The organism is Bacillus sp. AK25, assembly GCF_048270685.1.
In the GTDB taxonomy this organism is placed as follows: domain Bacteria; phylum Bacillota; class Bacilli; order Bacillales; family Bacillaceae; genus Bacillus; species Bacillus altitudinis.
On record NZ_JBLUWC010000001.1, the window covers coordinates 2,512,691 to 2,538,485 of the forward strand.

General features: G+C 41.4%; 26 protein-coding genes and 2 other annotated features. Of the genes, 3 read left to right on the forward strand and 23 right to left on the reverse strand.

All coding sequences use genetic code 11. From position 1 onward, the window contains the following. Positions 1–41: 41 nt before the first annotated feature. Complete coding sequence (locus ACNO7B_RS13025) at positions 42–446, forward strand: hypothetical protein (protein WP_008346017.1); 405 nt, start codon at positions 42–44, stop codon at positions 444–446. Positions 447–462: 16 nt separating this feature from the next. On the opposite strand, the gene ACNO7B_RS13030 is transcribed toward ACNO7B_RS13025, so the two are convergent. From ACNO7B_RS13030 to infC, 4 genes are all read right to left on the reverse strand, one after another. Continuing rightward, a complete protein-coding gene (locus ACNO7B_RS13030) occupies positions 463–729 on the reverse strand; it encodes a DUF1294 domain-containing protein (protein ID WP_017358256.1) in 267 nt (88 codons plus the stop codon). A 63-nt stretch (positions 730–792) separates the two neighbouring features. Further along, on the reverse strand, positions 793–1,152 hold the full coding sequence (gene rplT / locus ACNO7B_RS13035; RefSeq protein WP_007501659.1) for a 50S ribosomal protein L20: 360 nt from the start codon (positions 1,150–1,152) through the stop codon (positions 793–795). A 31-nt stretch (positions 1,153–1,183) separates the two neighbouring features. Next, positions 1,184–1,384, reverse strand: a complete 201-nt coding sequence (gene rpmI / locus ACNO7B_RS13040; protein ID WP_003216324.1) for a 50S ribosomal protein L35 — start codon at positions 1,382–1,384, stop codon at positions 1,184–1,186. A 25-nt stretch (positions 1,385–1,409) separates the two neighbouring features. Next, a complete protein-coding gene (infC, locus tag ACNO7B_RS13045) occupies positions 1,410–1,925 on the reverse strand; it encodes a translation initiation factor IF-3 (RefSeq protein ID WP_024718649.1) in 516 nt (171 codons plus the stop codon). A 71-nt stretch (positions 1,926–1,996) separates the two neighbouring features. Further along, positions 1,997–2,128 (reverse strand) — a sequence feature (ribosomal protein L20 leader region). A 336-nt stretch (positions 2,129–2,464) separates the two neighbouring features. Between infC and ACNO7B_RS13050 the strand changes: the two genes are divergently transcribed. Then, positions 2,465–3,040, forward strand: a complete 576-nt coding sequence (locus ACNO7B_RS13050; protein WP_017358258.1) for a DUF4352 domain-containing protein — start codon at positions 2,465–2,467, stop codon at positions 3,038–3,040. A 136-nt stretch (positions 3,041–3,176) separates the two neighbouring features. Continuing rightward, complete coding sequence (locus ACNO7B_RS13055; RefSeq protein WP_017358259.1) at positions 3,177–3,956, forward strand: HAD family hydrolase; 780 nt, start codon at positions 3,177–3,179, stop codon at positions 3,954–3,956. A 55-nt stretch (positions 3,957–4,011) separates the two neighbouring features. Here the strand turns inward: ACNO7B_RS13055 and ACNO7B_RS13060 are convergent, their stop codons facing one another. From ACNO7B_RS13060 to citZ, 19 genes are all read right to left on the reverse strand, one after another. After that, positions 4,012–4,932: a methyl-accepting chemotaxis protein gene (locus ACNO7B_RS13060; RefSeq protein WP_008346027.1), complete on the reverse strand. Its 921-nt coding sequence runs from the start codon at positions 4,930–4,932 to the stop codon at positions 4,012–4,014. Between the two features lie 171 nt (positions 4,933–5,103). Next, positions 5,104–7,044, reverse strand: a complete 1,941-nt coding sequence (gene thrS, locus ACNO7B_RS13065) for a threonine--tRNA ligase (RefSeq protein ID WP_007501674.1) — start codon at positions 7,042–7,044, stop codon at positions 5,104–5,106. A 45-nt stretch (positions 7,045–7,089) separates the two neighbouring features. Next, positions 7,090–7,337 (reverse strand) — a binding site (T-box leader). A gap of 43 nt (positions 7,338–7,380) precedes the next feature. Further along, positions 7,381–8,250 carry a putative sporulation protein YtxC gene (ytxC, locus tag ACNO7B_RS13070; RefSeq protein WP_008346029.1) on the reverse strand — a complete coding sequence of 290 codons (870 nt, stop codon included), beginning with the start codon at positions 8,248–8,250 and terminating at the stop codon, positions 7,381–7,383. Positions 8,251–8,310: 60 nt separating this feature from the next. Beyond that, positions 8,311–8,949: a TVP38/TMEM64 family protein gene (locus ACNO7B_RS13075; protein WP_007501676.1), complete on the reverse strand. Its 639-nt coding sequence runs from the start codon at positions 8,947–8,949 to the stop codon at positions 8,311–8,313. Between the two features lie 32 nt (positions 8,950–8,981). After that, the gene (dnaI, locus tag ACNO7B_RS13080; RefSeq protein ID WP_008346034.1) at positions 8,982–9,911 is read right to left on the reverse strand and encodes a primosomal protein DnaI; all 930 of its coding nucleotides are present in this window, start codon (positions 9,909–9,911) and stop codon (positions 8,982–8,984) included. A gap of 17 nt (positions 9,912–9,928) precedes the next feature. Continuing rightward, positions 9,929–11,350 carry a replication initiation and membrane attachment family protein gene (locus tag ACNO7B_RS13085; RefSeq protein ID WP_250026752.1) on the reverse strand — a complete coding sequence of 474 codons (1,422 nt, stop codon included), beginning with the start codon at positions 11,348–11,350 and terminating at the stop codon, positions 9,929–9,931. 99 nt (positions 11,351–11,449) lie between these two features. After that, positions 11,450–11,908: a transcriptional regulator NrdR gene (gene nrdR, locus ACNO7B_RS13090; RefSeq protein ID WP_003216720.1), complete on the reverse strand. Its 459-nt coding sequence runs from the start codon at positions 11,906–11,908 to the stop codon at positions 11,450–11,452. 4 nt (positions 11,909–11,912) lie between these two features. Further along, positions 11,913–12,299, reverse strand: a complete 387-nt coding sequence (locus ACNO7B_RS13095; protein WP_008346039.1) for a hypothetical protein — start codon at positions 12,297–12,299, stop codon at positions 11,913–11,915. A gap of 185 nt (positions 12,300–12,484) precedes the next feature. Next, entirely contained in the window at positions 12,485–12,865 is a 381-nt protein-coding gene (gene speD, locus ACNO7B_RS13100) for an adenosylmethionine decarboxylase (protein ID WP_003216492.1), read from the reverse strand. A 235-nt stretch (positions 12,866–13,100) separates the two neighbouring features. After that, the gene (locus tag ACNO7B_RS13105; protein ID WP_224563898.1) at positions 13,101–14,123 is read right to left on the reverse strand and encodes a glyceraldehyde-3-phosphate dehydrogenase; all 1,023 of its coding nucleotides are present in this window, start codon (positions 14,121–14,123) and stop codon (positions 13,101–13,103) included. A gap of 172 nt (positions 14,124–14,295) precedes the next feature. Then, on the reverse strand, positions 14,296–14,901 hold the full coding sequence (gene coaE / locus ACNO7B_RS13110; protein ID WP_224563900.1) for a dephospho-CoA kinase: 606 nt from the start codon (positions 14,899–14,901) through the stop codon (positions 14,296–14,298). 13 nt (positions 14,902–14,914) lie between these two features. Further along, positions 14,915–15,547, reverse strand: a complete 633-nt coding sequence (gene ytaF, locus ACNO7B_RS13115) for a sporulation membrane protein YtaF (protein ID WP_007501684.1) — start codon at positions 15,545–15,547, stop codon at positions 14,915–14,917. 174 nt (positions 15,548–15,721) lie between these two features. Next, positions 15,722–16,555: a DNA-formamidopyrimidine glycosylase gene (gene mutM, locus ACNO7B_RS13120; RefSeq protein ID WP_417901597.1), complete on the reverse strand. Its 834-nt coding sequence runs from the start codon at positions 16,553–16,555 to the stop codon at positions 15,722–15,724. Between the two features lie 31 nt (positions 16,556–16,586). Beyond that, entirely contained in the window at positions 16,587–19,226 is a 2,640-nt protein-coding gene (polA, locus tag ACNO7B_RS13125; protein ID WP_035701972.1) for a DNA polymerase I, read from the reverse strand. A 254-nt stretch (positions 19,227–19,480) separates the two neighbouring features. After that, positions 19,481–21,223, reverse strand: coding sequence for a two-component system histidine kinase PnpS (pnpS, locus tag ACNO7B_RS13130; protein ID WP_191218941.1), 1,743 nt, complete (start codon positions 21,221–21,223; stop codon positions 19,481–19,483). After that, positions 21,216–21,944 carry a response regulator transcription factor gene (locus tag ACNO7B_RS13135; protein WP_035391157.1) on the reverse strand — a complete coding sequence of 243 codons (729 nt, stop codon included), beginning with the start codon at positions 21,942–21,944 and terminating at the stop codon, positions 21,216–21,218. Before ACNO7B_RS13135 ends, pnpS begins: the two co-directional genes overlap by 8 nt. Before the next feature lie 187 nt (positions 21,945–22,131). Beyond that, positions 22,132–23,070, reverse strand: a complete 939-nt coding sequence (gene mdh / locus ACNO7B_RS13140; RefSeq protein ID WP_007501693.1) for a malate dehydrogenase — start codon at positions 23,068–23,070, stop codon at positions 22,132–22,134. A gap of 34 nt (positions 23,071–23,104) precedes the next feature. Then, positions 23,105–24,376, reverse strand: coding sequence for an NADP-dependent isocitrate dehydrogenase (icd, locus tag ACNO7B_RS13145; protein ID WP_008346060.1), 1,272 nt, complete (start codon positions 24,374–24,376; stop codon positions 23,105–23,107). Positions 24,377–24,522: 146 nt separating this feature from the next. Beyond that, positions 24,523–25,641 (reverse strand): citrate synthase, encoded by a 1,119-nt coding sequence (gene citZ / locus ACNO7B_RS13150; RefSeq protein ID WP_008346063.1) that lies wholly within the window; start codon positions 25,639–25,641, stop codon positions 24,523–24,525. Positions 25,642–25,795 lie beyond the last annotated feature (154 nt).

The following is a 25,795-nucleotide window of genomic DNA, read 5'->3' on the forward strand; positions in this document are numbered from 1 at the left end:
TCGTAGTACATCAGATAACGGTATTGGAGGTGCATCCTGTCATGTTTGTCATCCTCATTAGACTTGCTCTTGTTGCATTGCTTGTCTATATTTTCTACATGGCGGTAAAATTCTTCTCAAACCCGAGAAGAAAGCTGAAACAAGCACAATTAAAAGAAGGCTTTTATTTTATGGACGAACAGCAAAATGCCCGTAAAAATTTTAATTTCGTCTATAAAGGTGTCTTGTTTGAAGGGGAGAAGCATGTTCCTTCTAAGGATCATCCTCTGTTTGTCCACTCCATTTACGTTTGGACGGAGTCACCTGAGAAGCTAAATGAATTCACATTAGAAGACTTTGAAAAACTTGAGGAAAACATCATTGAACGGTATCCTCAAACAAAAATTGATTGGGATCAGCCCATCAAAAAAATCAAACAAAAAAAGGGAGCAGATACGCCGACTTAACGGCGTCTGCTCCTTTTCAGATGAGATTGAGATAGACCAATATCACCAATTGGACAACAATTAAAGCAGGCATACCCATTTGAAAGGCAGGATGCTTCGTTTTATGACGGAAATACTGCATGCCAAGAAATGACCCAGCAGCACCAAAAAGTACTGCGGCACTCCATAAGTGCGCTTCTGATATTCTCCATTTGTGTGCTTTCGCCCGGCGTTTATCCTCTCCCATGAGACAAAACCCATAGACATTGACCAAGACGAGCAGCACGATCAGAGCGATATTCATTGATTTCACCTCACATGATGAGAAAAAAAGATCACTCCTTGGCGGAATGATCTTTTATATGACTTACTTGTCTAGTTGTGCTTTTGCAGCATCAGCAAGCTGGTTGAATGCGTTTAGGTCATTCACAGCAAGATCAGCAAGCATTTTGCGGTTTACTTCGATACCAGAAAGCTTTAAGCCATGCATTAAACGGCTGTAAGAAAGACCGTTCATACGAGCTGCAGCATTGATACGAGTGATCCATAGTTTACGGAAGTCACGTTTTTTCTGACGACGGTCACGGAAAGCGTAGTTTCCAGATTTCATCACCTGTTGGTTTGCTACTTTATATAATCTATGTTTTGAACCGAAATAACCTTTTGCTAATTTAAGAACCTTTTTACGACGCTGACGCGACACAGTTCCGCCTTTTACTCTTGGCATTGTAATTCCCTCCTATGTTTCCTATTCCAGATTACTTGATGTTTGCAAGTTGTTGTTTGATACGTTTGAAATCTCCAGCACTTACGATTGCGCTCTTACGCAATTTACGTTTTTGCTTTGTAGATTTGTTAGCGAACAAGTGACTTGTGTACGCATGAGAACGTTTAAGTTTACCAGAACCTGTTTTTTTGAAACGTTTAGCAGATCCGCGGTGAGTTTTCATTTTTGGCATTGGATGTTTCCTCCCTCTGTTACTTTTACTTTTCGACTTTTGGTGCAAGCATGAGGAACATGCTGCGTCCGTCCATCTTAGGTTTTGTTTCTACTGTTGCTACTTCAGCGCAAGCTTCAGAGAAACGGTCTAACACGCGCTGTCCGATTTCTTTATGCGTAATTGCACGGCCTTTAAAGCGGATAGAAGCTTTCACTTTATCTCCCTTTTCAAGGAATTTGATTGCATTACGGAGCTTCGTGTTAAAATCATGTTCATCGATTGTCGGGCTCAACCGAACTTCTTTTAAGCTAATGATTTTTTGATTCTTACGTGCCTCTTTTTCCTTCTTCTGTTGTTCGAATCGGAACTTACCATAGTCCATGATTCGGCAAACAGGTGGTTTTGCATTTGCAGCAACTAACACAAGGTCAAGATTGGCTTTCGTAGCAATTTCCAGAGCTTCCTGGCGGGTTTTAATCCCAAGCTGATCGCCATTTTGTCCGATCAAACGAACTTCACGCGCACGAATACCTTCATTAACTAATTGATCTTTGCTAATAGTGAGCCACCTCCATGAGATTTTGAATTGAGTTCACAATTCATTTTGACCATTTCGTTGTATGTTTTACAGGCAAACAAAAAGTGTGGGCATATAAAACACCCACACTGCGAACATTTGCATGAAAAAATAAATGTACGGTCAACCTGTCAACTACAAACATGTGTCAATCAGGTGAGAAGCGGGTGCTTCTGCTTGTGATATCTATTCAATTCGTTAACTATTCTACACAATTTTCATTTGTCCGTCAAGTAACCGAACTCTTGAAACAACTTTTTCATTTTAGCATGACGAAACGATTTGGGCAAGCCTTATTTAAAAAGAAATAAAGTCTCTTCAAATCCTTCAATTTTTCATTATCACACCGATATAAATCAAGTTGTATACATAAATAAACAAAAATATAAATCATATTCCATATAAAAAAGGATTATATATCTATTTTTTCAAAAAAATGATTGATTTTATAATTCTTTAGACTTATCATTGGAGAAGTATTCAAATTCATTTAATAAATTAAGGAAAAGTAGGGGATTTATTTGAAAAAGTTTTTTAAGATTGGGTGTCTTAGTATCATTATTCTCATTTTGATTATTATCTTTGTATCTTGTATGGCTGGGGGCGGCAGCAAAAAAGATAATACATCAAATACTGGTTCTAAAAATGCAGTAACGAGTAGCGAAAAGAAAAATGATAAAGAAAAAACGCATAAAATTGGAGATAAAGTAGCAGTCGAAGATTTTACTTATCAAGTAAACAGCGTAACAGAAGCGAAATCTTTACAAAAACAGTATATGAGCGATGTAACGACAGACGGCAAATTTGTGATTGTTGAAGTAACGGTCAAAAATACAGGTAAAAAAGGCAGAATGGTAGATACTGAGATGTTCAGGTTAATTGGCAAAGACGGCACAGAATACAAATCACTTGCAACAAATAATATGTATGTAAATGATACCGATTCAAGTTTCTTCTTAAAACAAATAAATCCTAAATTATCTAAAAAAGGCAGAATTGCTTTTGAAGTTCCAAACGAAAAGAAATTCTCGCTTCAAGTCTCATCAGGATTAGGATGGACTGGCGGTAAGTATAAGACCATTGATTTATCAAAATAATGTAAGAGTGCACATTTTTGTGCACTTTTTTTATTACTAAATAATCTATTTAAACTCTAAAACTTCTATTGTAAAATGAACATGAGCCTGTCACATGCAATTGAGGGTAACTACATACATAACAAGGGAGAAGATCATGAAAGCCGTATTTTTCGATTTAGATGATACTTTGCTTTGGGATGAAAAAAGCATTCATACCACTTTTCAGGAAACATGCAGGGAAGCGGAAAAGAAATATGGACTTGATCCAGAATCGTTTGAACAGATTGTGCGTGAAGAAGCAAGAAAGCTGTACTCTTCTTATGAAACATATGATTATACTGTCATGATTGGCATTAATCCTTTTGAAGGACTGTGGTCCAATTTTAGTGAGCCGATTAGCGAAGGCTTTCAAAAGCTGAACGCCCTTGCACCAGAGTATCGCAAAAACGCTTGGACAAACGGCTTAAAAGAGGCAGGAATTGACGATGAAGCATTTGGTCAATACTTAGCAGATTTCTTTGCAGCAGAGCGCAGAAAACGCCCGTATGTCTATGAAGAAACGTATCCTGTTTTAGAGCGCCTGAAGGGCAACTATGAATTACTTCTTTTAACAAATGGAGATCCTAGTCTGCAAAAAGAAAAACTTGCAGGTGTTCCGGAACTTGCCCCTTACTTTAATGAAATTGTGATTTCAGGAGATTACGGGAAAGGAAAGCCTGATCCTGGCATCTTTGAGCACTGCCTTCAGCTGTTAAATCTCACAAAAGATGATGTCATCATGGTAGGAGATAATCCAAAAACAGATATTCTCGGCGCTTCTCGCGCTGGCATCCAAACCGTTTGGATCAATCGTCATGGCAAGAAAAATGAAACAGATGTGACACCAGATTATGAAATTAAAGACTTACACGAATTGTTTGATATTTTAAAATAAACCATAGGAAAAACACCCTTCTCCTGATCGAGATTGGGTGTTTTTTCGTTTTCGGCTATACAATTGCTGCTAAACTTTGTGCTTGACGATCTAAGCCGCGTGCTGCTTCTCCTACATTCATGAATTCCTCGCTTGCCTGCTTGACAAGATCCCGGTTTGTAAACACACTTGTCTTTGCACGGCTTGTTCCGTTGCTGACCTTTTCAACTTCTAAATGGATCGCCTTCACATAACGATCCACCTTTACGATCGCTTCCTTTGAATCTGTCGCAAGCTTACGGATTTCTGCCGCGACGACACTAAAGCCATTTCCATAGGAACCCGCATGCGCAGCTTCTATGGCCGCGTTCAATGCGAGCAGCTGCGTTTGGGAAGCGATACTGTTAATCGTTGTAGCAATTGAGCTGATCGACTCCACCTGCTCTGTTAACCCTTCTAGCAAACTCATATTTTGATCCGTTTCATTCGCGATATGTTCAAAAGAAGCATTTACACTTTGACTATGCTGGATGCCGATTTCCGCTCGCTCCATTAATTTTGCAGACATATCCTTTAGGTCTTCTACTACCTGCTTCATTGTGTTTTCTCTCTCCGTAATATCTGTTGCCACTTTCACGACAGCCACTACATTCCCCTCTTCATTGAGCACTGGTGTATACGTCGCTTCAAGCCATAAGGTGTCACCGTACTTCGTGATCCGCTGCACCTTTTCCTGAAACACTTGACCATTCTTCAAACGCTTCCAAAACATTTGATAACTTGCGTCTTCTGCAATATGCGGAGGACAAAACTGTCTATGCTTTAAACCAATCATTTCTTCCTTTGAATATCTCATGGCTTTTGCAAAAATATCATTGACCCATAGGACCTTACCTGTGACATCAAATTCAATCATCGCCAGTGAGTGCTCTAGCGCACGAAGCACAGCTGATTGCTCCAATACTTGTGTTGATGAAGTGTTTGTTGTTTGAATCATCGCTTTCATTCCCCCAATTTGCCTCTCTCTAATAGTACATACTTACCCATACTTTCGTACTATCTAAACGTATCATTTGCGCAAATGGATCACTAGTGGAGAATTTTTTTCCATAAGAAAAAAGCCAGCAACCTCAATAGATGAGATCACTGACTGTTTCGTGCGCCTTCATTATTTTTTTGCTTCTGCGACTGCATGTTTCACAAAAGCTTCGAGGTCCATTGTTTCTGAATCTTGTTCCCCATATTTTCTTACATTGACCGCGCCATTTTCTGCTTCTTGATCACCGACAACCAGCATGTACGGAATCTTTTGCATTTGCGCTTCTCTAATTTTGTATCCTATTTTTTCATCACGACTGTCTAGTTCTACACGCAGTCCTTCAAGCTGCAAACGTTCTTGCACTTTTTTTGCATAGTCTAAATGGACAGATGGTGAAACCGGGATGACTTGGAATTGTACAGGTGCCAGCCATGTTGGAAGAGCTCCTTTGTATTCTTCAATTAAGAAGGCAACGAAGCGTTCCATTGTGGACACAACTCCTCTATGAATGACAACTGGACGATGATGTTTTCCATCTTCTCCGATATATGTGAGATCGAAACGCTCTGGAAGTAAGAAGTCTAGCTGTACAGTAGACAAAGTCTCTTCTTTTCCAAGAGCTGTCTTTACTTGGACGTCAAGCTTCGGACCATAAAATGCCGCTTCGCCTTCTGCTTCATAGTAGTCATGTCCAAGCTCGTCCATTGCATCTTTCAGCATAGACTGCGCTTTATTCCACATCGCATCATCGTCGAAATACTTCTCAGTATCTTCTGGATCACGGTAAGATAAGCGGAATGTGTAGTCATTCAAGCCAAAGTCTTGATACACTTCTTCAATTAGGCGAACTGTACGAATGAATTCGTCTTTGATTTGATCTGGACGAACAAAGATATGGGCATCGTTTAATGTCATCCCGCGAACACGTTGAAGACCGGATAAAGCACCTGACATTTCATAGCGGTGCATTGTACCAAGCTCTGCAATCCGAATTGGCAATTCGCGATAGCTATGCGGCTCGTTTTTGTAAATCATCATATGGTGCGGGCAGTTCATTGGACGGAGGACAAGATCTTCGTTGTCCATTTCCATGACTGGGAACATATCTTCTTGATAATGCGCCCAGTGGCCTGATGTTTTATACAATTCTACACTCGCAAGAACGGGTGTATACACATGCTCATAACCAAGGCGTACTTCTTTATCAACAATATAACGCTCAATGACGCGGCGGATTGTTGCCCCTTTTGGCAGCCAGAGCGGAAGACCTTGACCCACCTTTTGAGAGTTCGCAAACAGTTTCAATTCCTTGCCTAGTTTACGGTGATCACGCTCTTTTGCTTCTTCAAGCAGACGTAAATGCTCGTTTAATTCTTCTTTGCTGAAGAAAGCTGTTCCGTAAATACGCTGAAGCATTTGGTTGTTACTGTCGCCTCTCCAGTAAGCACCTGCAAGGCTTAACAGCTTGAACTCTTTGATTTTCCCTGTAGATGGCAAGTGAATACCGCGGCATAGATCGAAGAATTCACCCTGTTCATAAATTGTGACGGCTTCTCCTTCTGGGATTGCCTCTAACAGCTCGAGCTTCAATTCATCGCCAATTGCTTCAAAGCGTGCTTTCGCTTCTTCTCTTGAAACTTCAATGCGCTCAATCGGCAAATTGCTGTTAATGATTTTTTTCATTTCTTTTTCAATCTTTGGTAAATCTTCAGGTGTAATCGCTACATCGATGTCGACATCATAGTAAAAGCCATTTTCGATGACAGGGCCTACGCCAAACTGGACGTGATGCTCTTTTCCATAAATGCGTTTGATTGCCTGTGCTAGTAAATGCGCTGTGCTGTGGCGCATAATATCGAGCGCTTCTTCACTCTTATCTGTGATGATCTCAATTGTTCCACTTTCTAACAGCGGCGTACGCAGATCTATTTCTTTGCCGTTCAATTTACCGGCAAGCGCTTTTTTCTTTAGGCCTGGGCTGATTGATGCCGCGATGTCTTCTGTTGTAGCTGTTTTGTCAAACTCCTTGACTGCTCCATCGGGAAATGTAAGTTGAATTTGTTCTGACATCTCTAGTCACTCCTTTTTTTGGCAATATAAAAACCCCGCCCCCTGGAAAGGGACGAGGTTGAATAAACGGAATCGTGGTTCCACCCTTTTTCCCGTATTTGCAGCTTGCTTTGTCAAAAGCAAATACGGCTTGTGGTTCAATAACGGGAATTCCCGTCAGCTATTACTAAACAGTTCACAGCTGATGTTCAAAGGTGGTAAAGCAAATGGTCCTCTGCTAGGAAGCTTTCAGCCGCGGCTTCCCTCTCTTTAAGCGGGTGTTCATTTGTTCATGTCCTTATCAATACGGTCTCTGTATGAAGTTACACCGTATTATAAAACGTTTTTTCGTGAAAATCAAGAAAGCTTTTCACTTTTCTTTTCCAAATGGCTAGGAACAAATTGTACATGCTGTTCTTGAAACGAATGAGGCGGGAATACCTCAACTCTTTCTTGAAAAATATTTTGAATGGTTTGCACCATCGAGTGACCTGTATCATCTGTAAATAGGTCAATTTTTTGTGGCGCAATGGATACAAGCGGTGCAATCAACTGCGAATCAATATACATTGGATGCTCTCTTACAAACTGTCTGTCTATGTATTGTTTTTGATCACGCTCAGAAGCGTACCGAAATTCCCAAATCATCAGGCGGTCCTGATGCACAACATGTACTTTTTCAAGCTTAGGTTCTCTTGACATCACATAGTCTCGAAGGGATTGAATAAAGTTTTGATATTCTTGTTCCATTTTATATTCTTCGATGGATACTTCAACATAGTTCTTCAGCCTTCTGTCATACGCTGAGAGCCTAAATGTCATAAATGAACCAATGGAAAAAACACCTTTCTGTAAAGAAATCGTCTCAAGCTCTTTTTTTAACAGATCCTCCCTCGGCGGGTCTTGATGAATTCCAGGGATATCATCTAGATCCCCTTTCATGATGCTATGGGCGATTGAAAGAATTTGGTGCTGCTCTTCTGGATCTTTAAATAAGTATGTGTTTTCAAGGATGCTGCGCATGCGTTCATTTTCTTTGCATTCCAAAAAAAAGTGAATCAGCAATGTCCGCACAATGTGCTCTATGGCTTCTCCTGATTTCTTCGCTTCTATGAGAAGCCGGTCTTTCCCTTGTTGAATCGAAATGTGATGCCGACTGTCCAAGTGTTCAGCAAGATGTAAAAAAGCGGCGGTATCATATTCATCTTCAAAGATTATTTCAAGCATGTTTGTCCCCCCTAACGACATCTGTTACATATATATGGGGGGAACATAAAAAATAGACGCCTAAAATAAATCAGGCATCTTTCTTTTTAAAATCAGTGGCACTGAGATAAAGATCAAATAAATCAAACAAACAATCGCTAAGGCGGCATAATTTCCGCTTACAAAGCTTGATCCAAGGACATTTAACGCCACAGTACCAGGTATTAACCCTAAAAAAGTCGCTGCCGCAAATGCACGATAATTCGCACGTGAAGCTGCTGCGGCATAACTGACAAAATCAAAGTGAATGGGTGCAATGCGTAATAAGAGGATATAAAGAAATCCATGCTCTTGAATACGGGACGTCACCGCTTTTAGCTTCCGATTGCTTGATTCGGTTTCCTGCTTGTTTGAACGGAAGGTTGAGGCAAGCAGGAAAGATCCTGTTGCACCTGCTGTTGCACCTGCTAAGGCATAAATGGTCCCAAGGACACTGCCGAATGCCAAACCCGCTGCTAGCGAAAAGACGGTGAGAGGGACAAGCACAAATGGACGAAAAAGTGATAAGAAAAGAAAGACAAAGGGAGCCAGCATCCCAAATTGAAGAATCCAATTCTTCACATCTTTCGGCGACAGTTGAAGATGTTGTTTGTTGAGCCACCATAACACAGCAGCTAGAACCCCAATCACGAGGAAAAGCAGCCATTTTCTTTTATTCATTTCATCCGCTCCCCTTCACGTGACCTATCTTTTTATAAATGACGGCGATTTTCCCCTTCAAGCAGAACTGGTTCAGCTAGGTAGAGAATACGTTCCATTAATCGAGCTGCCTTCACCTCTTCTTTTTCCCCGCGCTGTGAGTACGTAAAGTGATGCTTTAACTCATTCGGTGAGAAATTAGAAGAGAAAAAAGTCGGCAGCTGCTCTGCCATGCGGTATTGCAAGATTGTTCCTAAAAGTTCATCTCGTACCCAGCTTGTCATCGACTCTGCTCCAATATCATCAAGCATTAAAATTGGTGTTGATTTGACCATATTCAGCTTCTCTTCGAGTGTATGATCGGCTAACGAATTTTTTAACTCTCTCACAAATTCAGGTACGTATACAAGGAGAGATGGATACTCTTTTACCGCTAACTGCTGCGCAATTGCTGCCAGAATAAATGTTTTTCCGACCCCAAACTTCCCATGTAAATAGAGGCCTTTGCCCTTACCTGTTTCATCATAACTTTGCAGGAATTGACCTACTTTTTGAATGACTTCTTGTCTTCCAACCACATTTAAATCAGCAAACGTCGCTTGAAGAACATTCTGCGGAATGTACATGCTTTTCATGAGTTCTTGCTGTTTTTTCTGTCTATCAAGCCGCAGTTTGACAGGACAAGGGGAATATTCAATATCAATGCTCTGACCTTTGATCACAAGCTTCGGGTGATACCCGTCTAAAATGACATTTACATTCTCTTCCTCTAAGCAGTAAGAACAGCCCTTTGATTGTTGTACATATTCAAAGAGCCTGTTCAAGCTGCGATTGATCATGTCTTCTTGGATGTCCTCTTGATGCTCCTTTAAAAAAGCTTTTACATCTTCATCAGCTAGGACACTTTCTTTAATCTGATTGTATCTCACGCGAAAATCTACCCGCCCTTTTAGCTGATCAAATGAACGACCGATCGGTTTCATCTCCATCTCACCTCACATTAATGTGCATTGTACTTTTTCATATTATTAAACTGATCTAACAATTTTTCTTTTTCTCGTTCGAGGTCCTCTGTAGACAAGTTATCTGTCTGTTCTTTTGGCTGTTCTTTCGTTTCAGCTTCTTTCATCCAGTCAGGCAGCTTCTCCTCGCGGATCACTTTTCCTGATCCATATGATTGACGCTTATTTTTTTGCTGCGCCCATTCTGTCATTTGCCTATTCTCTTCTTTGGCAATTTTCATAGCAGCTGCCACGGTTTTAATTTTCTTTCGCACCCAGTGGGCGGCAATTTTCTGCATATATGTTTTGGACAGCTTCATATCCGTTTTTAGCAGTGTATAGTAGATCAAGACATTCATGACCCCAGGCTCTAGCTGCTGCTCAAGCATAATATCTTCAACAATTCTTAAGTCTGCATACGTCGGCTCAATGCCATCTGCCATATCTTTTAGAAGCTCTCTAGGCGAAATATGATCAAGCTTTTCAATCAATTTCGCATCAGGTGCATCTGCACTTGAATTCTGCGTGACATTGTGACGTAAATGTCTTGGCTGTTTTTGATCAATCAGCTTCGGCTGTTCGCCTCTGTATTCAATTTGATACCAGTCTCTCGCTGCTTTTCGCAGATCCTCAGTTGATATCATCTGATCTGAGCCACAGGCACCTGCGACAATATTTTGCATTTGCAGCGGGGTGATGCCATAGACGACAGCTAACTTCTTAATTGTCTCTTTCACTTGCTTTGTCAAAGCTTTTCTTGGAATCATCATGTCCGACATGCCTGCTAACAGGAGATCAAAATCAAAAGATTCATCTGAAAGCGGTGCAGGCTGACTTGAGCCAACTGTCACATATTCGTAGCCCTCGTCAAGCGATGACGCCTGATTAATTTCCTCTGTCATCTTGCGCTCTCCTGGCTGCAAGACGTGAAACACTTCTTCAAACGATCGGGAGATGTTCTTTGCATCAGCAGGAACTCCTGGATAAGAAAAATAATCACGAAGCTGCATATATTTTGCTTTCTCTACCCGATGATACAAAAGGACATTCAGCATACCGTCTTGGAAAAATTCATCCGGTCTCAGCGGCGGCACGAGCTCATATGTAAACAGTCTGCCTTCTTCCGTTTCCTGTTCATATGTGCGAAGTAATCCGATCGCTTCAAGCTTTAAGCGCTCCTCAAAAATATCATTTAAATTCGTTTGCAGCATCACCATCAGCTGACGGTGAGGTGCGGGTTTCCCCCACATTCGATTTTGTTCCAGCTCTCCCCACAGCGTCATGTATAAACTGAAAGCGGACATGCCAATAAGCGGCTGATATAAAAGAGTAATAAGCTGTCTATCGATGTCACCGAGCAATGAAGCGCTTTTGACGACATACGGATCGACGGCTAGCACTTCCTTCCAATGCTCTGTCATATGCTGATCCTCCCTTAATACGGTTGTCTTCATTGTACACTCTTTTTGTGTTTTACGCTTTACGCAGGAAAAAGAGCATGAAGAATCTTCAGCTCTTTTTTAGCGTTCTTTCTTTAATAAATCTTTTAATTCATCAATAAACACATTGATATCTTTAAACTGACGGTAAACCGAGGCAAACCTGACATAAGACACTTCATCAATTTTCGCCAGCTCGTCCATCACCATTTCCCCAACAAGCTCGCTTTTCACCTCTGACATGCCTTGGTTACGCAATTCCTTCTCGATGTTAAAACAGACATCCTCAAGCTGTTTTAAAGCGACAGGACGTTTTTCACACGCTTTGATGAGGCCTCTCAGCATCTTTTCCCGGCTGAATTCTTCTCGAATTCCTTCTTTTTTCACCACAATCAATGGCAATTCTTCTAATTTTTCAAACGTCGTGAAGCGATATTGACAGCTTTCACACTCTCTTCTCCGACGGATGGACTTCCCTTCATCTACTGGTCTTGAATCAAGCACCCTTGTGCCAAGGTGCTGACATGTGGGACATTTCATTTCATCAGCTCCGATCTCTTCTTGGAAGTTGTTTGTCTAGTTCTTTATAAAGGGACAAAACAGCCTTTTGACTGTAGCCAAAGTCTGTTGGCAGTGCTGTTTCTGTTGTCACATTAAAATCGACAGCTGTTTCAAAAGGACGAATTGAAATGACAGTCGCCACGAGAAAAGCTTTTTTCGGCGTTCGTATGTTTGCGCTGATTTCACCTCGTTCTGCTGAAACAGATGTCACTTGATAGGAATCGTTTCTTGAAAGAACAGCTTCTACCGCTTGAAAAGCTTGAGTTTGTGTCGATTTGTAGTAATGGCTTTTCAGCTCTGACACTGGATGATGGTCAGATGTTTCTGTATGATTTGAAATGAATCGTTTGAGCTTTTGTCCTAAAGTCATACACGTATCCCCTTTGTCATAAACCCTCTTCTTTATTTTATAAAAAAAACCTTTGTTTTCCTAGAACAAAAGTATAGACAGGTTGGATCATGCTGGATGCCCGTGTATGGAACAAATATAAAAAGGAGCATAACACAAAGGCATTTAATGCTTTTGGCCAGCTCCCATTGCAATCTTTTTTATGTTTACAGTGCTTTGGCTTGCGCCTGTTTCACTTGTACAGGTCCCATGCCTCGAGGAATTTCGATGTTTTCTCTTGTTTCAGCACCTAGTTCATCTCCGATATGATCTGCTGCAATATTCGGATCTAGATCGCCGCAAGTATAAACATCTATGCTCGCATAACCATGTTCAGGAAAGCTGTGAATTGTCAGATGAGATTCAGAAATAATGACAACTCCACTTACTCCTTGAGGTGCAAATTTGTGAAAAGCAACCTCTCTTACTTCAGCTCCTGATTTCAAAGCTGCATTTACAAACGTTTTTTCAATAAAATCCATGTCGTTCAGTTTATCACAGTCGCATCCCCATAACTCGGAGATAACGTGACGTCCGATTGTTTCCATCATGGACCCCCCTTAAACAAGAATGAAAGAGTGAAGTTCTAAGCAGCCGGACCGGACATATACCACGGGGGAAAGTTAGTCCAAAGAGGTCCTAACCCTTTAAGTATACCCGAATGAGTCTGCGAACAAGAAGTTCACGAAAAATAGTATACTTTGTTTAGACCCATTTTGCAAGCTGTGTTTTTAGTGGGATTTTCTCTCATTTCTTGAAAAGGGACGTTCAGTCTTCTTCATTTCAAACAGCTGAAAGCTCTTTCATCTGGGAACCAACAAACTTTACAAGATCAACCACTCTGCAAGAATAGCCCCATTCATTGTCATACCATGCAAGAACTTTTACTTTTCTGCCTTCCATCACCATCGTTGTAAGTCCATCAACGACAGCAGAATAAGGGTTTGTGTTAAAGTCTGTGGAGACAAGTGGTTCATCTGTGTAGTCTAATATGCCAGCAAGAGATGTTTTTGAAGCCGTTGCAAAGGCAGCATTGACCTCTTCTGCTGTGACATCTTTTTTCAAGTCGACCACAAGATCAACCATCGATACATTAGAAACTGGCACTCGAAGTGCAAGTCCATGTAATTTCCCTTTCATGTGCGGCAGCACTAAAGAAAGCGCTTTAGCGGCACCCGTCGTCGTTGGAATGATGGACTGGGCACATGCTCTTGCCCGGCGCAAATCCTTGTGGGGGTTGTCGATATTTTTTTGATCATTTGTATAAGCATGAACCGTTGTCATTAAACCGTTGTCGATGCCAAATTCATCATCTAACAATTTGACAACTGGTGCTAAACAGTTTGTTGTACATGATGCGTTTGAAATAACGATGTGCTTTTCAGGATCAAGATCATCCTCATTGACACCCATTACAATTGTAACGTCTTCATTTTTACCTGGAGCTGTAAGTACGACCTTTTTCGCTCCGGCATCTATATGGCCCATCGCTTGATCTTTTGAATTAAATTTCCCTGTTGCTTCGATCACGATATCAATCCCAAGCTCTCCCCATGGAAGCTGCTTTGGGTCTCTATTATTGAGCAAAAGCACTCTTTTGCCATTGACAATCAACGCGTCATCTTCTGCTGTCACATCGCATTCGTAACGTCCATGATTTGTGTCATATTTAATTAAATGTGCTAGCGTTTCGGCAGGATAGCTTGCGTTCACCGCTACAATTTGAATTTGATCATCAAGCATTGCTTTTCTGAAGACCATGCGTCCAATTCTGCCAAACCCATTGATCGCTGCTTTTACCTTCATGAACAGGTCACTCCTCTATTATGTGTTATACTCAATAAATTTATTTATGAAATTAGTATATCACATTAGAATGTAATTGCCAGTATATAAACGTATATTTTCAAAAAAGGGCTGTTCTTTGCAATGAAATTGACGAAAAAAGCATAAAAAAAGAAGAGTACTGTATGTACTCTTACTTATCTGTATGTTCCCATTCGTTTAATATGTTCTCTAATTGCTTTCTCATAAAAGCAAGATCTTTTGTGTTTTCTATCACGCGGTCTGCTTTTTGGCATTTTTCCTCAAGAGACTGCTGGGAGTGAATGCGATTCAGTGCTTCTTCCTCGCTCAGGTCGTTTCGATTCATGAGCCGCGACAGCTGCAATTCAGGCGTCGTGTACACAACGATGATGCGGTCGACTAGCCCTTCCAGCTTGCTCTCGAATAGGAGCGGGATATCAAGCACAACAAATGTTTCATTGTTGCTCACCCCTTCATCACGCTGCTCGAGCATTTCCTTTCTGACTTCAGGATGAACGATGGCATTGAGCTTTTTTCTTTTCTCTTCATCAGAAAAAATGATCGCTCCAAGCTGCTGCCGGTTCAGTTCACCATTTGGCAGAAGAACCTCTTCACCAAAAGTTTGAACGATTTGATGAAGGGCAGCCGATCCTTTAGAAACCGCTTCTTTTGCAATGATATCAGCATCCACCACCCGAATGCCTTTCTCTTTTATCATCTGCGAGACTGTGCTTTTTCCGCTAGCAATCCCGCCTGTTAATCCAATGACGAGCGTCAATTCGTTTCCTCCTTTACAGCTTCCACACCCCAATTAAAATGAGCAACAGCCCTGGTAAGCATGCGAGTTTATCGATCCAGCGCCAATTGGCCAAATAATGACCTGCACGCAGTCCGATGCATACAAAAAGAGAACTCATCACAGCGACCGTGATGCTCATGACAATTGGAGAAAAACCAAGAATCGCTGCACCAATCCCTGCACCAAATGCATCGATGGATAAAGCAATTCCAAGAAGCACCGCTTCCATTCCATTAATGGTGCCAGAGCGGTCAATATCTGCACTTGTAGGCTTTCGCAAAATATGAATGACAAGCCCAAGAGACTGCACTTCTACATTGAGAAGTGTTTTTTCATGAAGGAGCAAATCACGCTCTTTCGCTGGTTTATAAAATTGATACAGAACCCAAAGTCCGATGGCAATTAAAATGCCTCCACCCAGTTTATCTGTCACTGAGACAGGGAGGAATGTTGTGAGCAGGCTGCCAATCAGCATGGAAATGAGCAACACAATTCCTGAACAGCAAGCAATAATAACGATGGCTTTAAATGGAATCCTCATCTTGCGAAGACCATACGTAAAACCTACAGAAAAGCTGTCAATGCTGACGGCAATAGCTAAAAACAGAAGCGAAAACGAAATCATACCTGTACTCTTCCTTTCTGTTCATGCAACGATGATCAAGAGTCTCTAGGCGTCCTTAGACTCTTCTTCACTATATGAAGAGCAGGTGGGCTGTGTGTCAGTCTACACCTTGCTGAAAAAAGAATGTTTTTTATCGTATGCATGGCAAAAAGGAAGCATGCTGACGGCTTACCTTTATGAAGGGCGTTTTTGGCAGGTCACACAAAAATGAGTGCCGCGCCCTCCCACCACTGTTTTCTCTATGATACTGCCGCACGTCTGGCAAGGTTCTCCCCGCCGGTCATATACAAGAAGCTGTAATTGAAAAGTCCCAATATCACCTTGTGAATTGATGTAGGAACGAATGGTGCTACCTCCTGCATCAACAGCCACTTGAAGCGTGTCAATAATATGTTTGTGGAGCACCTTGCAAGATGCAAGACTTAGCTGATTCGCTTTTGTTTCTGGATGAATGCCTGATTTAAACAGCACTTCATCTACATAAATGTTACCGAGGCCAACCACAATCTTTTGATCAAGTAAAGCCGTTTTGACCACGCGGGAGGTTTTCTTTAATTGCTCCCATAAATATTCTGGTGTAAATGAGTCTGAAAAAGGTTCATATCCCAGCTGTGATAGCGGAAGTTCTTTTTTTTCTTCGCCTGGCTGAAATAGATGCATCGTCCCAAATTTACGGACATCATGGTACCGAAGTTCGGTACCATCTGTGAACGTAAAGACGACGTGTACATGTTTATCATAAGGCTCACCAGTTTCATGTACACGGTATTTCCCTTCCATTCTTAAATGGGAGACCATCACATAGTGGTCTAAATGAAAGAGTAGAAACTTCCCTCTTCTTTCAATGGTTTGAATGGTTTCTCCTACCATCCTTCTAGCGAACTCTTCCGGTTCCCCAGGACGTTTGATGATATTTGGCCATTTGATATCGACCGTTTCAATCGTTTTTCCTTTGACTAACCGCTGAAGAGTGCGCCGGACGGTCTCAACCTCTGGTAATTCCGGCATGCTCCTCGCTCCTTTTTTCTCTCTTTATTCTTTATTTTGCGTCGTACCAAGATGGACCTGAAGCGAAATCGACTTTTAGCGGCACATCGAGCTGAAGTGCATTTTCCATGACTTCAGGGACGATTTTTTCTAATATGGCGATTTCTTCTTTTGGCGCTTCAAAGATCAATTCATCGTGCACTTGCAATAACAGATTTGTCTGCAGGTTCTCTTCTTTTAACTTTCGTGCCATATCAATCATCGCTTTTTTGATGATATCGGCGGCACTGCCTTGGATCGGTGTGTTCATTGCCGTTCTTTCCGCAAAGCTTTTCACATTAAAATTGCGACTTGTAATATCTGGAATATATCGTCTACGTTTAAGAAGCGTGGTCACATACCCTTTTTGTTTTGCTTCCTGCACGATGTCCTCCATATAGGTTTTCACGCCTTTAAAGCTTGTTAAATAACGTTCAATGAAGGCCGCTGCTTCTTTTCTTGTGATCCCAAGGTTTTGAGACAGTCCATAATCACTAATTCCATACACGATTCCGAAGTTGACAGCTTTGGCCTGTCTTCTCATAGAGGAAGTCACTTCTTCTTCTGAGACATGGAACACATCCATTGCTGTTTTCGTGTGAATATCCATATCTTGCGTAAAGGCTTCAATCAAGTTCTCATCTTGAGAAATGTGCGCGAGTACACGCAGCTCAATTTGAGAATAATCAGCCGCAAACATGAGCCAGCCTTCTTTTGACGGGACGAACGCTTGACGAATCTTTCGGCCTTCTTCTAAACGAATCGGGATGTTTTGAAGGTTTGGGTCTGTTGAGCTTAGTCTTCCTGTTTGTGTAAGTGCCTGATTAAATCTTGTGTGCACTTTATGCGTATCTTTGCGCGTCACTTTCATTAAGCCTTCCACATAAGTGGATTGCAGCTTTCCTATTTGACGGTAATGCAGAATGGACCGAATAATTTCGTGCTTGTCTTCAAGCTTTTCAAGGACATCCGCAGACGTAGAGTAGCCTGTTTTGGTCTTTTTGATAATAGGTAGTCCTAATTTTTCAAATAAAATCACACCAAGTTGCTTCGGTGAATTGATGTTAAATGTTTCTCCTGCTAACCGATGAATGGTTTCTTCATATTCCTTCAGCTTCTTCGTGAGTTCTTCACCCATTTTCTGAAGACGTTCAACATCCACTTTTACCCCAAGAGATTCCATTTCACCTAAGATGAGGGCAAGTGGCAGCTCTAAATCTTCATACAGCTCATGCTGATCATTTTTTTCTAACGCTTCAAGGGTCAAATCATGCAGCGCAGAGATCGCTGCTGCTTTTCTTCCAAGATGGTCTTTTAGCTCTTCTTCAGGTGGAATCGCCTGTTTCGCTCCTTTGCCGTAAACTTTTTCATCGGAAAGGGCTATGTTCAGGCCATATTCCTTCGCCACACTTGCAACGTCCTCATAGGATTTCTGCGGATTGACCACATAGGAAGCGAGCAGGACATCGTTATCGACACCTTTAAGATCAACATCATGCCATCTGAGCGCAACAACCGCTCTTTTGGAATCAAAGACCCATTTCTTCTTCGTTTCATCCTGTACCCATTGTTTAAACGCTTCAGATTGAAGAGCATCTTCTTTTGTCATAAAAAATGCACCGTTCTCATTATGGATCGCAAACCCTATCAAATCGGCTTCGTGATAATTGTCTCCTAGCTGTTCTACCACAAGTGCAGCGTGATCTGTCAGCATGTCCTCCGTGACATCTGTCATTTTCTTCACGTCTAGTTCGTCTATTTCTACCGGTTCATCTGATTCTGGCGCTTCTCCTAAACGCTCTAGCAGCGTTTGAAAGCCCAGTTCTTTATAAAGCGAGATGACCTGCTCCATGTGAGGACCTTCATAGGCGAGCTCTTTGCTTGACACATCTATTGGTGCTTCTACGAGAATCGTCGCCAGCTTTTTACTCATCACCGCTTGTTCTTTATATTCTTCAAGCTTTTCTTTTAGCTTTTTCCCGCTGACTTCGTCAATATGATCAAGCAGATTTTCAACCGTTTCAAACTGCTTTAGTAATTTGATCGCTGTTTTTTCACCGACACCAGGCACGCCAGGGATATTGTCTGATGAGTCTCCCATCAGCCCTTTCATGTCGATGATTTGATCTGGTCTGAGGCCGTATTTCTCTTCAATATGGGCCGGTGTGTAATATTCTACTTCTGTGATACCTTTTTTCGTAATGGCTACTGTTGTATGGTCTGTTGAAAGCTGCGTTAAGTCTTTATCTCCTGAGAAGATTTTGACCTCAAAGCCGTCCTTTTCTGCCTCTACAGCCAGTGTGCCGATAATGTCATCTGCCTCGTATTGCGGAAGCTCGTACCTTTTCACTTGATAAGCATCTAATAGCTCACGGATGAACGGCATTTGTTCTGATAGTTCTGGCGGAGTTTTTTGTCTTCCGCCTTTATATTCCTTAAAGGTCTCGTGACGGAAGGTGGTTTTACCCGCATCAAATGCTACGAGCATATGAGTCGGCTTCTCGTCTTCCAGCATCTTCATTAAGATCATCGCAAAGCCATAAATGGCATTTGTATGTACGCCTTTATCATTGGATAATAGCGGCAAAGCAAAAAAGGCTCGATAAGCGAGACTGTTTCCATCCACAAGTACTAATTTCTTTTGATCTGTCATCTTTTAATCCTCCATCGACTGAGCCGGCTCAGCCGTCTCTTTCGCACATTGTATGTTCATTTTATCAAAGTTTATTTTGAAAAGAAAATAGACGAGCCTGCATAAAAAAGGGACGAAAACAACAAGTGTTTTCGTCCTTCCAAAATTGGCTCCTTGGATGAAGGGGTTCCTATTCATCCTACCAATGATTGATTAACAAAACATGAATTCATTGTAAAGATCATGTAAATTTTAACGCCACTTTCCATTCTTCTCTATTTTGACTTTAAACTAACGGTAAACGTCGTCCCTTTGCCTTGTTTGCTATGAACAGAAATCGTTCCTTCATGTGCTTCGACAAGGTGTTTGACAATGGCAAGACCAAGCCCTGTACCGCCTGAGTTTCTACTTCGATCTTTATCAATTCGATAAAACCTCTCGAATATTCTTGGAATCTCACTCTTTTTCATACCGATCCCTGTATCTGCTACATCAAATTCATAGCTGTCTTTCCTCTGTCTTGCTGTGATCGTGACACTTCCTCCCTCTGGTGTATAGGTGAGGGCATTATTGATCAGGTTGAGGAAAATTTGTTTTAATCTCAGCGGATCTGCCATGACATAGACCGGCTCTTTCGGGACACGCACTTGTAGGTCAATGCCTTTTTCAGCAGCCTTTTGTTTTAGCAGTACTTCAATCTCTTGAATGATTTCTGTCGCATTGGCTTCTTGAATATTCAGCTTAAAATGCTGCTGTTCAATTTTCGAGAGATCAAGTAAGTCTTGGATGAGCGTTTCTAAACGAATACTCTCTTTTAGGATGATGGACAAAAATTGTGTCAGCGCTTCTTTATCGTCAATGGCACCATCCAGAAGTGTTTCAGAAAAGCCTTTAATTGATGTGATCGGTGTCTTTAATTCATGTGACACGTTAGCGACAAAGTCTTTTCGCATCTGTTCTAGCTGCTTTGTTTCTGTCACATCATGAAAGACAAGAACAATTCCTTTCCATTCATCGTCCGTACTTAAGATCGGAACACCATCGACTTGGAAATAACGGCGCTCGATGTCAACAGCGAGACGTAAAAACTTTCGGACCTTGGTTTCTGTCATGAAAATTTCGTCTATTAACTCAATAATCTCTTCATGGGTAAAGGCTTCATGATACAGCTTGTGCATGTAAATATGTTTTTGCACTTTGAATTGCTTGCGGAATGTTCGATTGACTAAGTGAATATAGCCCATTTTATCAATCAAAATAATCCCCGCTCCAATGTTTTCAATGACTGTTTGCAGACGATCTCGCTGCATTTCGCCAGCGCTTGTCATGTCTTGAAGACTTTCTGCCAGACGCTTCATTGATGTATTGAGTTCACTTGTTTCAATGATCAGCTCTTCATAGTTATTTGTATCATAGTTCCCTCGTTCAAGCTGTTTGGCCACCTTTGTGGCATAATCAATCGGCTTTACATACTTCATCGACATGCGATAGCCAAAAAAGACGATGATAATAATGGCTGAACCAAGACAAAAGGCTAATGCAAGCCAGAGCTGACCATCAATCTCATTCAAAGGCTGGAATGAAGCATGAAGAAATAAATATCCCGCCGGTTCGTTTTGTTTCATCATTGGGACTGCATAATGAAACAGCGAATCCTTCTCATCCTCAATGAACGTTCCTTTTGTTTGGAGCTGCTCACTTTTCAGTGTGTTTAAAATGACAGCCCTTTGTTCTGCTTGACCCGTTGTATGTATGATATTCCCCTTCACGTCCACAATCGACGCATTCATATCGAGATGTTGCTTTGCTTGATTGAGAATCTTCTTGTTTTGCTCCGCATTCAAATCTTCAACATTCATAGAAGAAAGGAGAAAACTCGATTCCTTTTCCATTCGTTCGGTTAATTTTGTTTCATAGAAAATATGAAACATATGATCCAAGAAAAGACCAAGCGCAACAAACACAATAAACAAGAGAAAAATGAGCCCAGAAAAAAGGCGGGTTCTCACTTTACTCATTTGGCTTTGGCTCCTCCAATTTGTAGCCTAAGCCTCGAATGGTTTTAATATATGTTGGTTTTTTCGTGTTCTTTTCAATTTTGTCCCGCAAGTGGCTGATATGCACATCCACAATACGAGTATCACCTGCAAAGTCATAATTCCAAACCGCACTTAACAATAGATCACGCGTAAGGACACGGCCTTTATGCTTAGCCAAATAAAGAAGCAGTTCAAATTCCTTTGGCGTAAGCTCTAGACGTTCTTCTTGGAAATAGACTTCGTAATGTTCAGGTAAAATGCGCAGGTCTCCAATTTTGATTTGGTCTGCAATGATCTCTTCCTTCTCTTCTTGCACTGGAGTCGGCTGAGATTGCTGTGCTCTTCTCAAAATGGCTTTTACCCGAGCACCCACTTCTCTAGGACTGAAAGGTTTTGTCATGTAATCATCGGCCCCAAGTTCAAGACCGAGCACCTTATCAAATTCATCGTCCTTTGCTGTCAGCATTAAAATAGGGAACATCATTTTTTGAATTCTCAGTTGTTTGCACACTTCAATGCCGTCCATTTTCGGAAGCATTAAATCAAGCACAATCAGATCAGGCTGTTCACTTGCTGCTTTTTCAAGCGCTTCTTCTCCGTCTCTTGCTGTGACGACATCGTAGCCCGCCCTTTCAAGGTTATAGCTTAGAAGTGTTACAATTGATTCTTCATCATCCACAACTAATATTTTTTTATTCATGTTGTGCCTCCAATTAGTGATTTCCCCTGCATCCGGTTTTTTGTATCTTATGTGAAAAGCGAGAAGTCATGCTTTCTCTTTCATTTTAACGAAAGCTTAACAAGAGAACAATTTAAAATTTCGACAAGATTGGCTTTGTAAACAAAAAGAAGACTCCTCATACGAGAAGCCTTCTTTTTTATTCATATTAAGACAATACTTTCATGACGTTCTTTACAGATTCAACAGAACGGTCAAGCTGACTTCTTTCTTCTTCTGTCAGCTCAAGCTCGATGATCTGCTCAAGGCCGTTTCCACCTACGATTGTTGGAACGCCAAGGTAAATGCCTTCGTAGCCATATTCACCTTCAAGGTATGCAATCGTCGGCATGACGCGGCGTTGATCTTTTAAGATCGCCTCAACCATTTCAACGAGTGAAGCAGCAGGTGCATAATACGCACTACCGTTACCTAATAGGTTGACGATTTCACCGCCGCCTTTTCTTGTTCTTTCAACAATTGCATCAATTCGCTCTTTAGGAATTAATGTTTCCAGCGGGATACCGCCTGCATAAGAGTAACGTACAAGAGGAACCATGTCGTCCCCATGTCCCCCAAGAACAAAGCCCGTCACATCTTTCACAGATAGGTTTAATTCTTGAGCAACGAACGTACGGAAACGTGCTGTATCAAGAATTCCTGATTGTCCGATGACTTTTTCTTTTGGTAATCCTGATTCTTTATAAACTGCATATGTCATTGCATCAACAGGGTTTGTTAACACAACAATGATCGCTTCTGGAGAATATTTAACGATTTCACGTGTCACACTGCGCATGATTTTTTCATTTGTTGACACGAGGTCGTCACGGCTCATTCCCGGCTTTCTTGCAATTCCTGCCGTAATGACCACGACATCAGAACCGGCTGTATCTTCGTAGTTAGAAGTTCCTGTAATATTCGCATCGAAGCCTTGAACAGGACTTGCTTCCAGCATGTCAAGTGCTTTCCCTTTTGTCGGGTTCTCAAGCTGAGGGATATCCACTAATACGACATCCGCTAATTCTTTTTGAGCTGTTAGAAATGCTGTAGTTGCTCCAGTAAAGCCTGCTCCGATGACAGATACTTTTTTACGCTTGTTTGCCATTTCCTTTTTCCCCTTTAACTTTAAAGTTTAAGAATCAAGACAAGTTTTTGATGAGCTCGTCAGCAAACTCAGAACATTTCACTTCTGTTGCACCGTCCATTAATCTAGCAAAATCGTACGTGACGACTTTAGATGCAATTGTTTTTTCAACAGATTGAATCACTAGATCAGCAGCTTCTTGCCATCCAAGGTGCTCAAGTAAAAGCACGCCTGATAGAAGAACAGAAGATGGATTCACTTTATCAAGACCAGCATATTTCGGTGCTGTTCCGTGAGTCGCTTCAAAAATAGCGTGTCCTGTTTCGTAGTTGATATTTGCACCAGGTGCGATACCAATTCCACCAACTTGTGCTGCAAGTGCATCAGAGATGTAGTCTCCGTTTAAGTTCATTGTTGCGACAACATCGAACTCAGCTGGACGAGTTAAAATTTGTTGAAGGAAAATATCTGCAATGCTGTCTTTGACAATGATTTTGCCAGCAGCTTCTGCTTCACTTTGCGCTTTGTTTGCCGCATCTTTTCCATCTTGTTCTACAATACGATCATATTGTGCCCATGTAAAGACTTTGTCGCCGAACTCTTTTTCAGCCACTTCGTAGCCCCAGTTTTTGAAGGCTCCTTCTGTAAATTTCATGATGTTTCCTTTGTGAACAAGTGTCACAGATTTACGGCCTTGGTCAATCGCATATTGGATCGCTGCTCTGACAAGACGAGATGTTCCTTCTTCAGAAACTGGTTTGATTCCGATACCTGATGTTTCTGGGAAACGGATTTTATTCACACCTAATTCGTTTTTCAAGAAGTCGATTAACTTCTTCACTTCGTCTGATCCTTTTGCATACTCAATTCCTGCATAGATGTCTTCAGTGTTTTCACGGAAGATGACCATGTCTGTGTCTTCTGGACGTTTCACAGGAGATGGTACGCCTTGGAACCAGCGAACTGGACGTAAGCATGTGAATAAATCAAGCTCTTGTCTTAGTGCCACGTTCAATGAACGGATTCCTCCGCCAATTGGTGTTGTCAGTGGTCCTTTGATCGCGATTAAATATTCACGAATGTCTTCAAGTGTTTGCTCTGGAAGCCACTCGCCCGTTTTATTATAAGCTTTTTCACCTGCATATACTTCTTTCCAAGTGATTTGCTTTTCACCTTTATATGCTTTTTCTACAGCTGCTTCAAGAACTCTTGATGCTGCTTTCCAAATGTCAGGACCGATTCCGTCCCCTTCGATAAACGGGATAATTGGATTATTTGGTACATTCAATACGCCGCCAGTAACTGTAATTTTTTCGCCTTGTGACAATGATATTACCTCCCAGGTTATGTAGTGAATATTTGAAACTTCCAAGCTTGATGTCTGCAAGCCAAGAAGTTTTTCACGTGATTCGTTTTTTGTTGATATGGAGGCTGATTGGTTTAGATGGATCAGCCTCCGCTATTCTATAAACATTAGTCTCTTTCACTGATCGGAACAAACGTTTGAAGATCAGGTCCAATATAGTCAGCTCTTGGACGGATCAGACGGTTGTTGTCATATTGCTCTAAAATGTGAGCAATCCATCCAGAGAATCGGCTGATCACGAAAATTGGTGTAAACAAGTCATGATCAATCCCAAGACTGTGATAGACAGAAGCAGAATAAAAATCAACATTTGGTGGAAGATTTTTCTCTGATGTCACGATTTCCTCTGCGCGTACAGACATTTCATACCATTTTGGCTCGCCTGTGAGATTTGTTAAGCGCTGGCTCATTTCTTTTAAATGTTTTGCACGCGGGTCACCCTGGCGGTAAACGCGGTGGCCAAAGCCCATAATTTTCTCTTTCTTCTCTAGCTTACCATGAATATAGGAATCTACGTTTTCAACTTCGCCAATTTCTGACAGCATCTTCATTACGCCTTCATTCGCGCCGCCATGAAGTGGTCCTTTCAATGCGCCGATAGCCGCTGTTACACCAGAGTAGATATCTGATAGTGTAGCAACACATACGCGTGCTGTAAATGTCGATGCGTTTAATTCGTGATCCGCATGTAGAATAAGCGCTTTATCAATCGCTTCAATTTCTACTGGTGAAGGCTCTTCGCCGTTTAGCATATATAAGAAGTTTGCAGCATAGCTGTATTCTTCTTTTGGCTGTACAGGCTCAAGTCCCTTTCGAATACGTGAGAATGCAGCGACAAGTCCAGAAATTTTCGCTTGTAAGCGAATGGCTTTTCTGTAATTCGCTTCTTTGTCCATAATCTCTGATTCGTCATCAAGTAAACCTAATAAGGATACCGCTGTACGAATCGCAGACATTGGATGAACCCCATCCAGCGAATAAGATTTAAAGTGCTCAATGATCTCTTGCGGAATATGAGCATTTTCATTGAGCTGCTGCTTTAACTCGCTTAGCTCCTGCTCATTCGGCAGCTTTAAGTGCCATAACAGGTAGACAATTTCTTCGAAAGTCGCTTTTTCAGTTAAATCATCGATATTGTACCCTACATAAGTAAGAGTATCATCAATAATTGAGCTTACGGATGAAGTTGTTGCCACGATACCTTCAAGACCTCTTGTTGCTGTCATGTTCAATCTCCCCTTTTTAAAAAGATTCCCCTTCGTTGCAAAATTCTCGCTTTTTGAAAGCGCTATCCAACCAAAATAGGCTGGCAGGTTTAGAAAAGAAAATGCTTACATTTACCTATACGGTTAGAGCGCTTTTAGCCTCATATCTCGTGTT

Excerpts from the sequence above, each read along its gene's own strand:
- ACNO7B_RS13025 (WP_008346017.1), top strand. The coding sequence starts at position 42 with ATGTTTGTCATCCTCATTAGACTTGCTCTTGTTGCATTGCTTGTCTAT.
- ACNO7B_RS13030 (WP_017358256.1), bottom strand. The coding sequence starts at position 729 with ATGAATATCGCTCTGATCGTGCTGCTCGTCTTGGTCAATGTCTATGGG.
- rplT (WP_007501659.1), bottom strand. The coding sequence starts at position 1,152 with ATGCCAAGAGTAAAAGGCGGAACTGTGTCGCGTCAGCGTCGTAAAAAG.
- rpmI (WP_003216324.1), bottom strand. The coding sequence starts at position 1,384 with ATGCCAAAAATGAAAACTCACCGCGGATCTGCTAAACGTTTCAAAAAA.
- ACNO7B_RS13055 (WP_017358259.1), top strand. The coding sequence starts at position 3,177 with ATGAAAGCCGTATTTTTCGATTTAGATGATACTTTGCTTTGGGATGAA.
- ACNO7B_RS13060 (WP_008346027.1), bottom strand. The coding sequence starts at position 4,932 with ATGATTCAAACAACAAACACTTCATCAACACAAGTATTGGAGCAATCA.
- thrS (WP_007501674.1), bottom strand. The coding sequence starts at position 7,044 with ATGTCAGAACAAATTCAACTTACATTTCCCGATGGAGCAGTCAAGGAG.
- ytxC (WP_008346029.1), bottom strand. The coding sequence starts at position 8,250 with ATGCTTGAAATAATCTTTGAAGATGAATATGATACCGCCGCTTTTTTA.
- ACNO7B_RS13075 (WP_007501676.1), bottom strand. The coding sequence starts at position 8,949 with ATGAATAAAAGAAAATGGCTGCTTTTCCTCGTGATTGGGGTTCTAGCT.
- dnaI (WP_008346034.1), bottom strand. The coding sequence starts at position 9,911 with ATGAAACCGATCGGTCGTTCATTTGATCAGCTAAAAGGGCGGGTAGAT.
- ACNO7B_RS13085 (WP_250026752.1), bottom strand. The coding sequence starts at position 11,350 with ATGACAGAGCATTGGAAGGAAGTGCTAGCCGTCGATCCGTATGTCGTC.
- nrdR (WP_003216720.1), bottom strand. The coding sequence starts at position 11,908 with ATGAAATGTCCCACATGTCAGCACCTTGGCACAAGGGTGCTTGATTCA.
- ACNO7B_RS13095 (WP_008346039.1), bottom strand. The coding sequence starts at position 12,299 with ATGACTTTAGGACAAAAGCTCAAACGATTCATTTCAAATCATACAGAA.
- speD (WP_003216492.1), bottom strand. The coding sequence starts at position 12,865 with ATGGAAACAATCGGACGTCACGTTATCTCCGAGTTATGGGGATGCGAC.
- ACNO7B_RS13105 (WP_224563898.1), bottom strand. The coding sequence starts at position 14,123 with ATGAAGGTAAAAGCAGCGATCAATGGGTTTGGCAGAATTGGACGCATG.
- ytaF (WP_007501684.1), bottom strand. The coding sequence starts at position 15,547 with ATGATTTCGTTTTCGCTTCTGTTTTTAGCTATTGCCGTCAGCATTGAC.
- mutM (WP_417901597.1), bottom strand. The coding sequence starts at position 16,555 with ATGCCGGAATTACCAGAGGTTGAGACCGTCCGGCGCACTCTTCAGCGG.
- polA (WP_035701972.1), bottom strand. The coding sequence starts at position 19,226 with ATGACAGATCAAAAGAAATTAGTACTTGTGGATGGAAACAGTCTCGCT.
- pnpS (WP_191218941.1), bottom strand. The coding sequence starts at position 21,223 with ATGAGTAAAGTGAGAACCCGCCTTTTTTCTGGGCTCATTTTTCTCTTG.
- ACNO7B_RS13135 (WP_035391157.1), bottom strand. The coding sequence starts at position 21,944 with ATGAATAAAAAAATATTAGTTGTGGATGATGAAGAATCAATTGTAACA.
- mdh (WP_007501693.1), bottom strand. The coding sequence starts at position 23,070 with ATGGCAAACAAGCGTAAAAAAGTATCTGTCATCGGAGCAGGCTTTACT.
- citZ (WP_008346063.1), bottom strand. The coding sequence starts at position 25,641 with ATGACAGCAACAAGAGGTCTTGAAGGTATCGTGGCAACAACTTCATCC.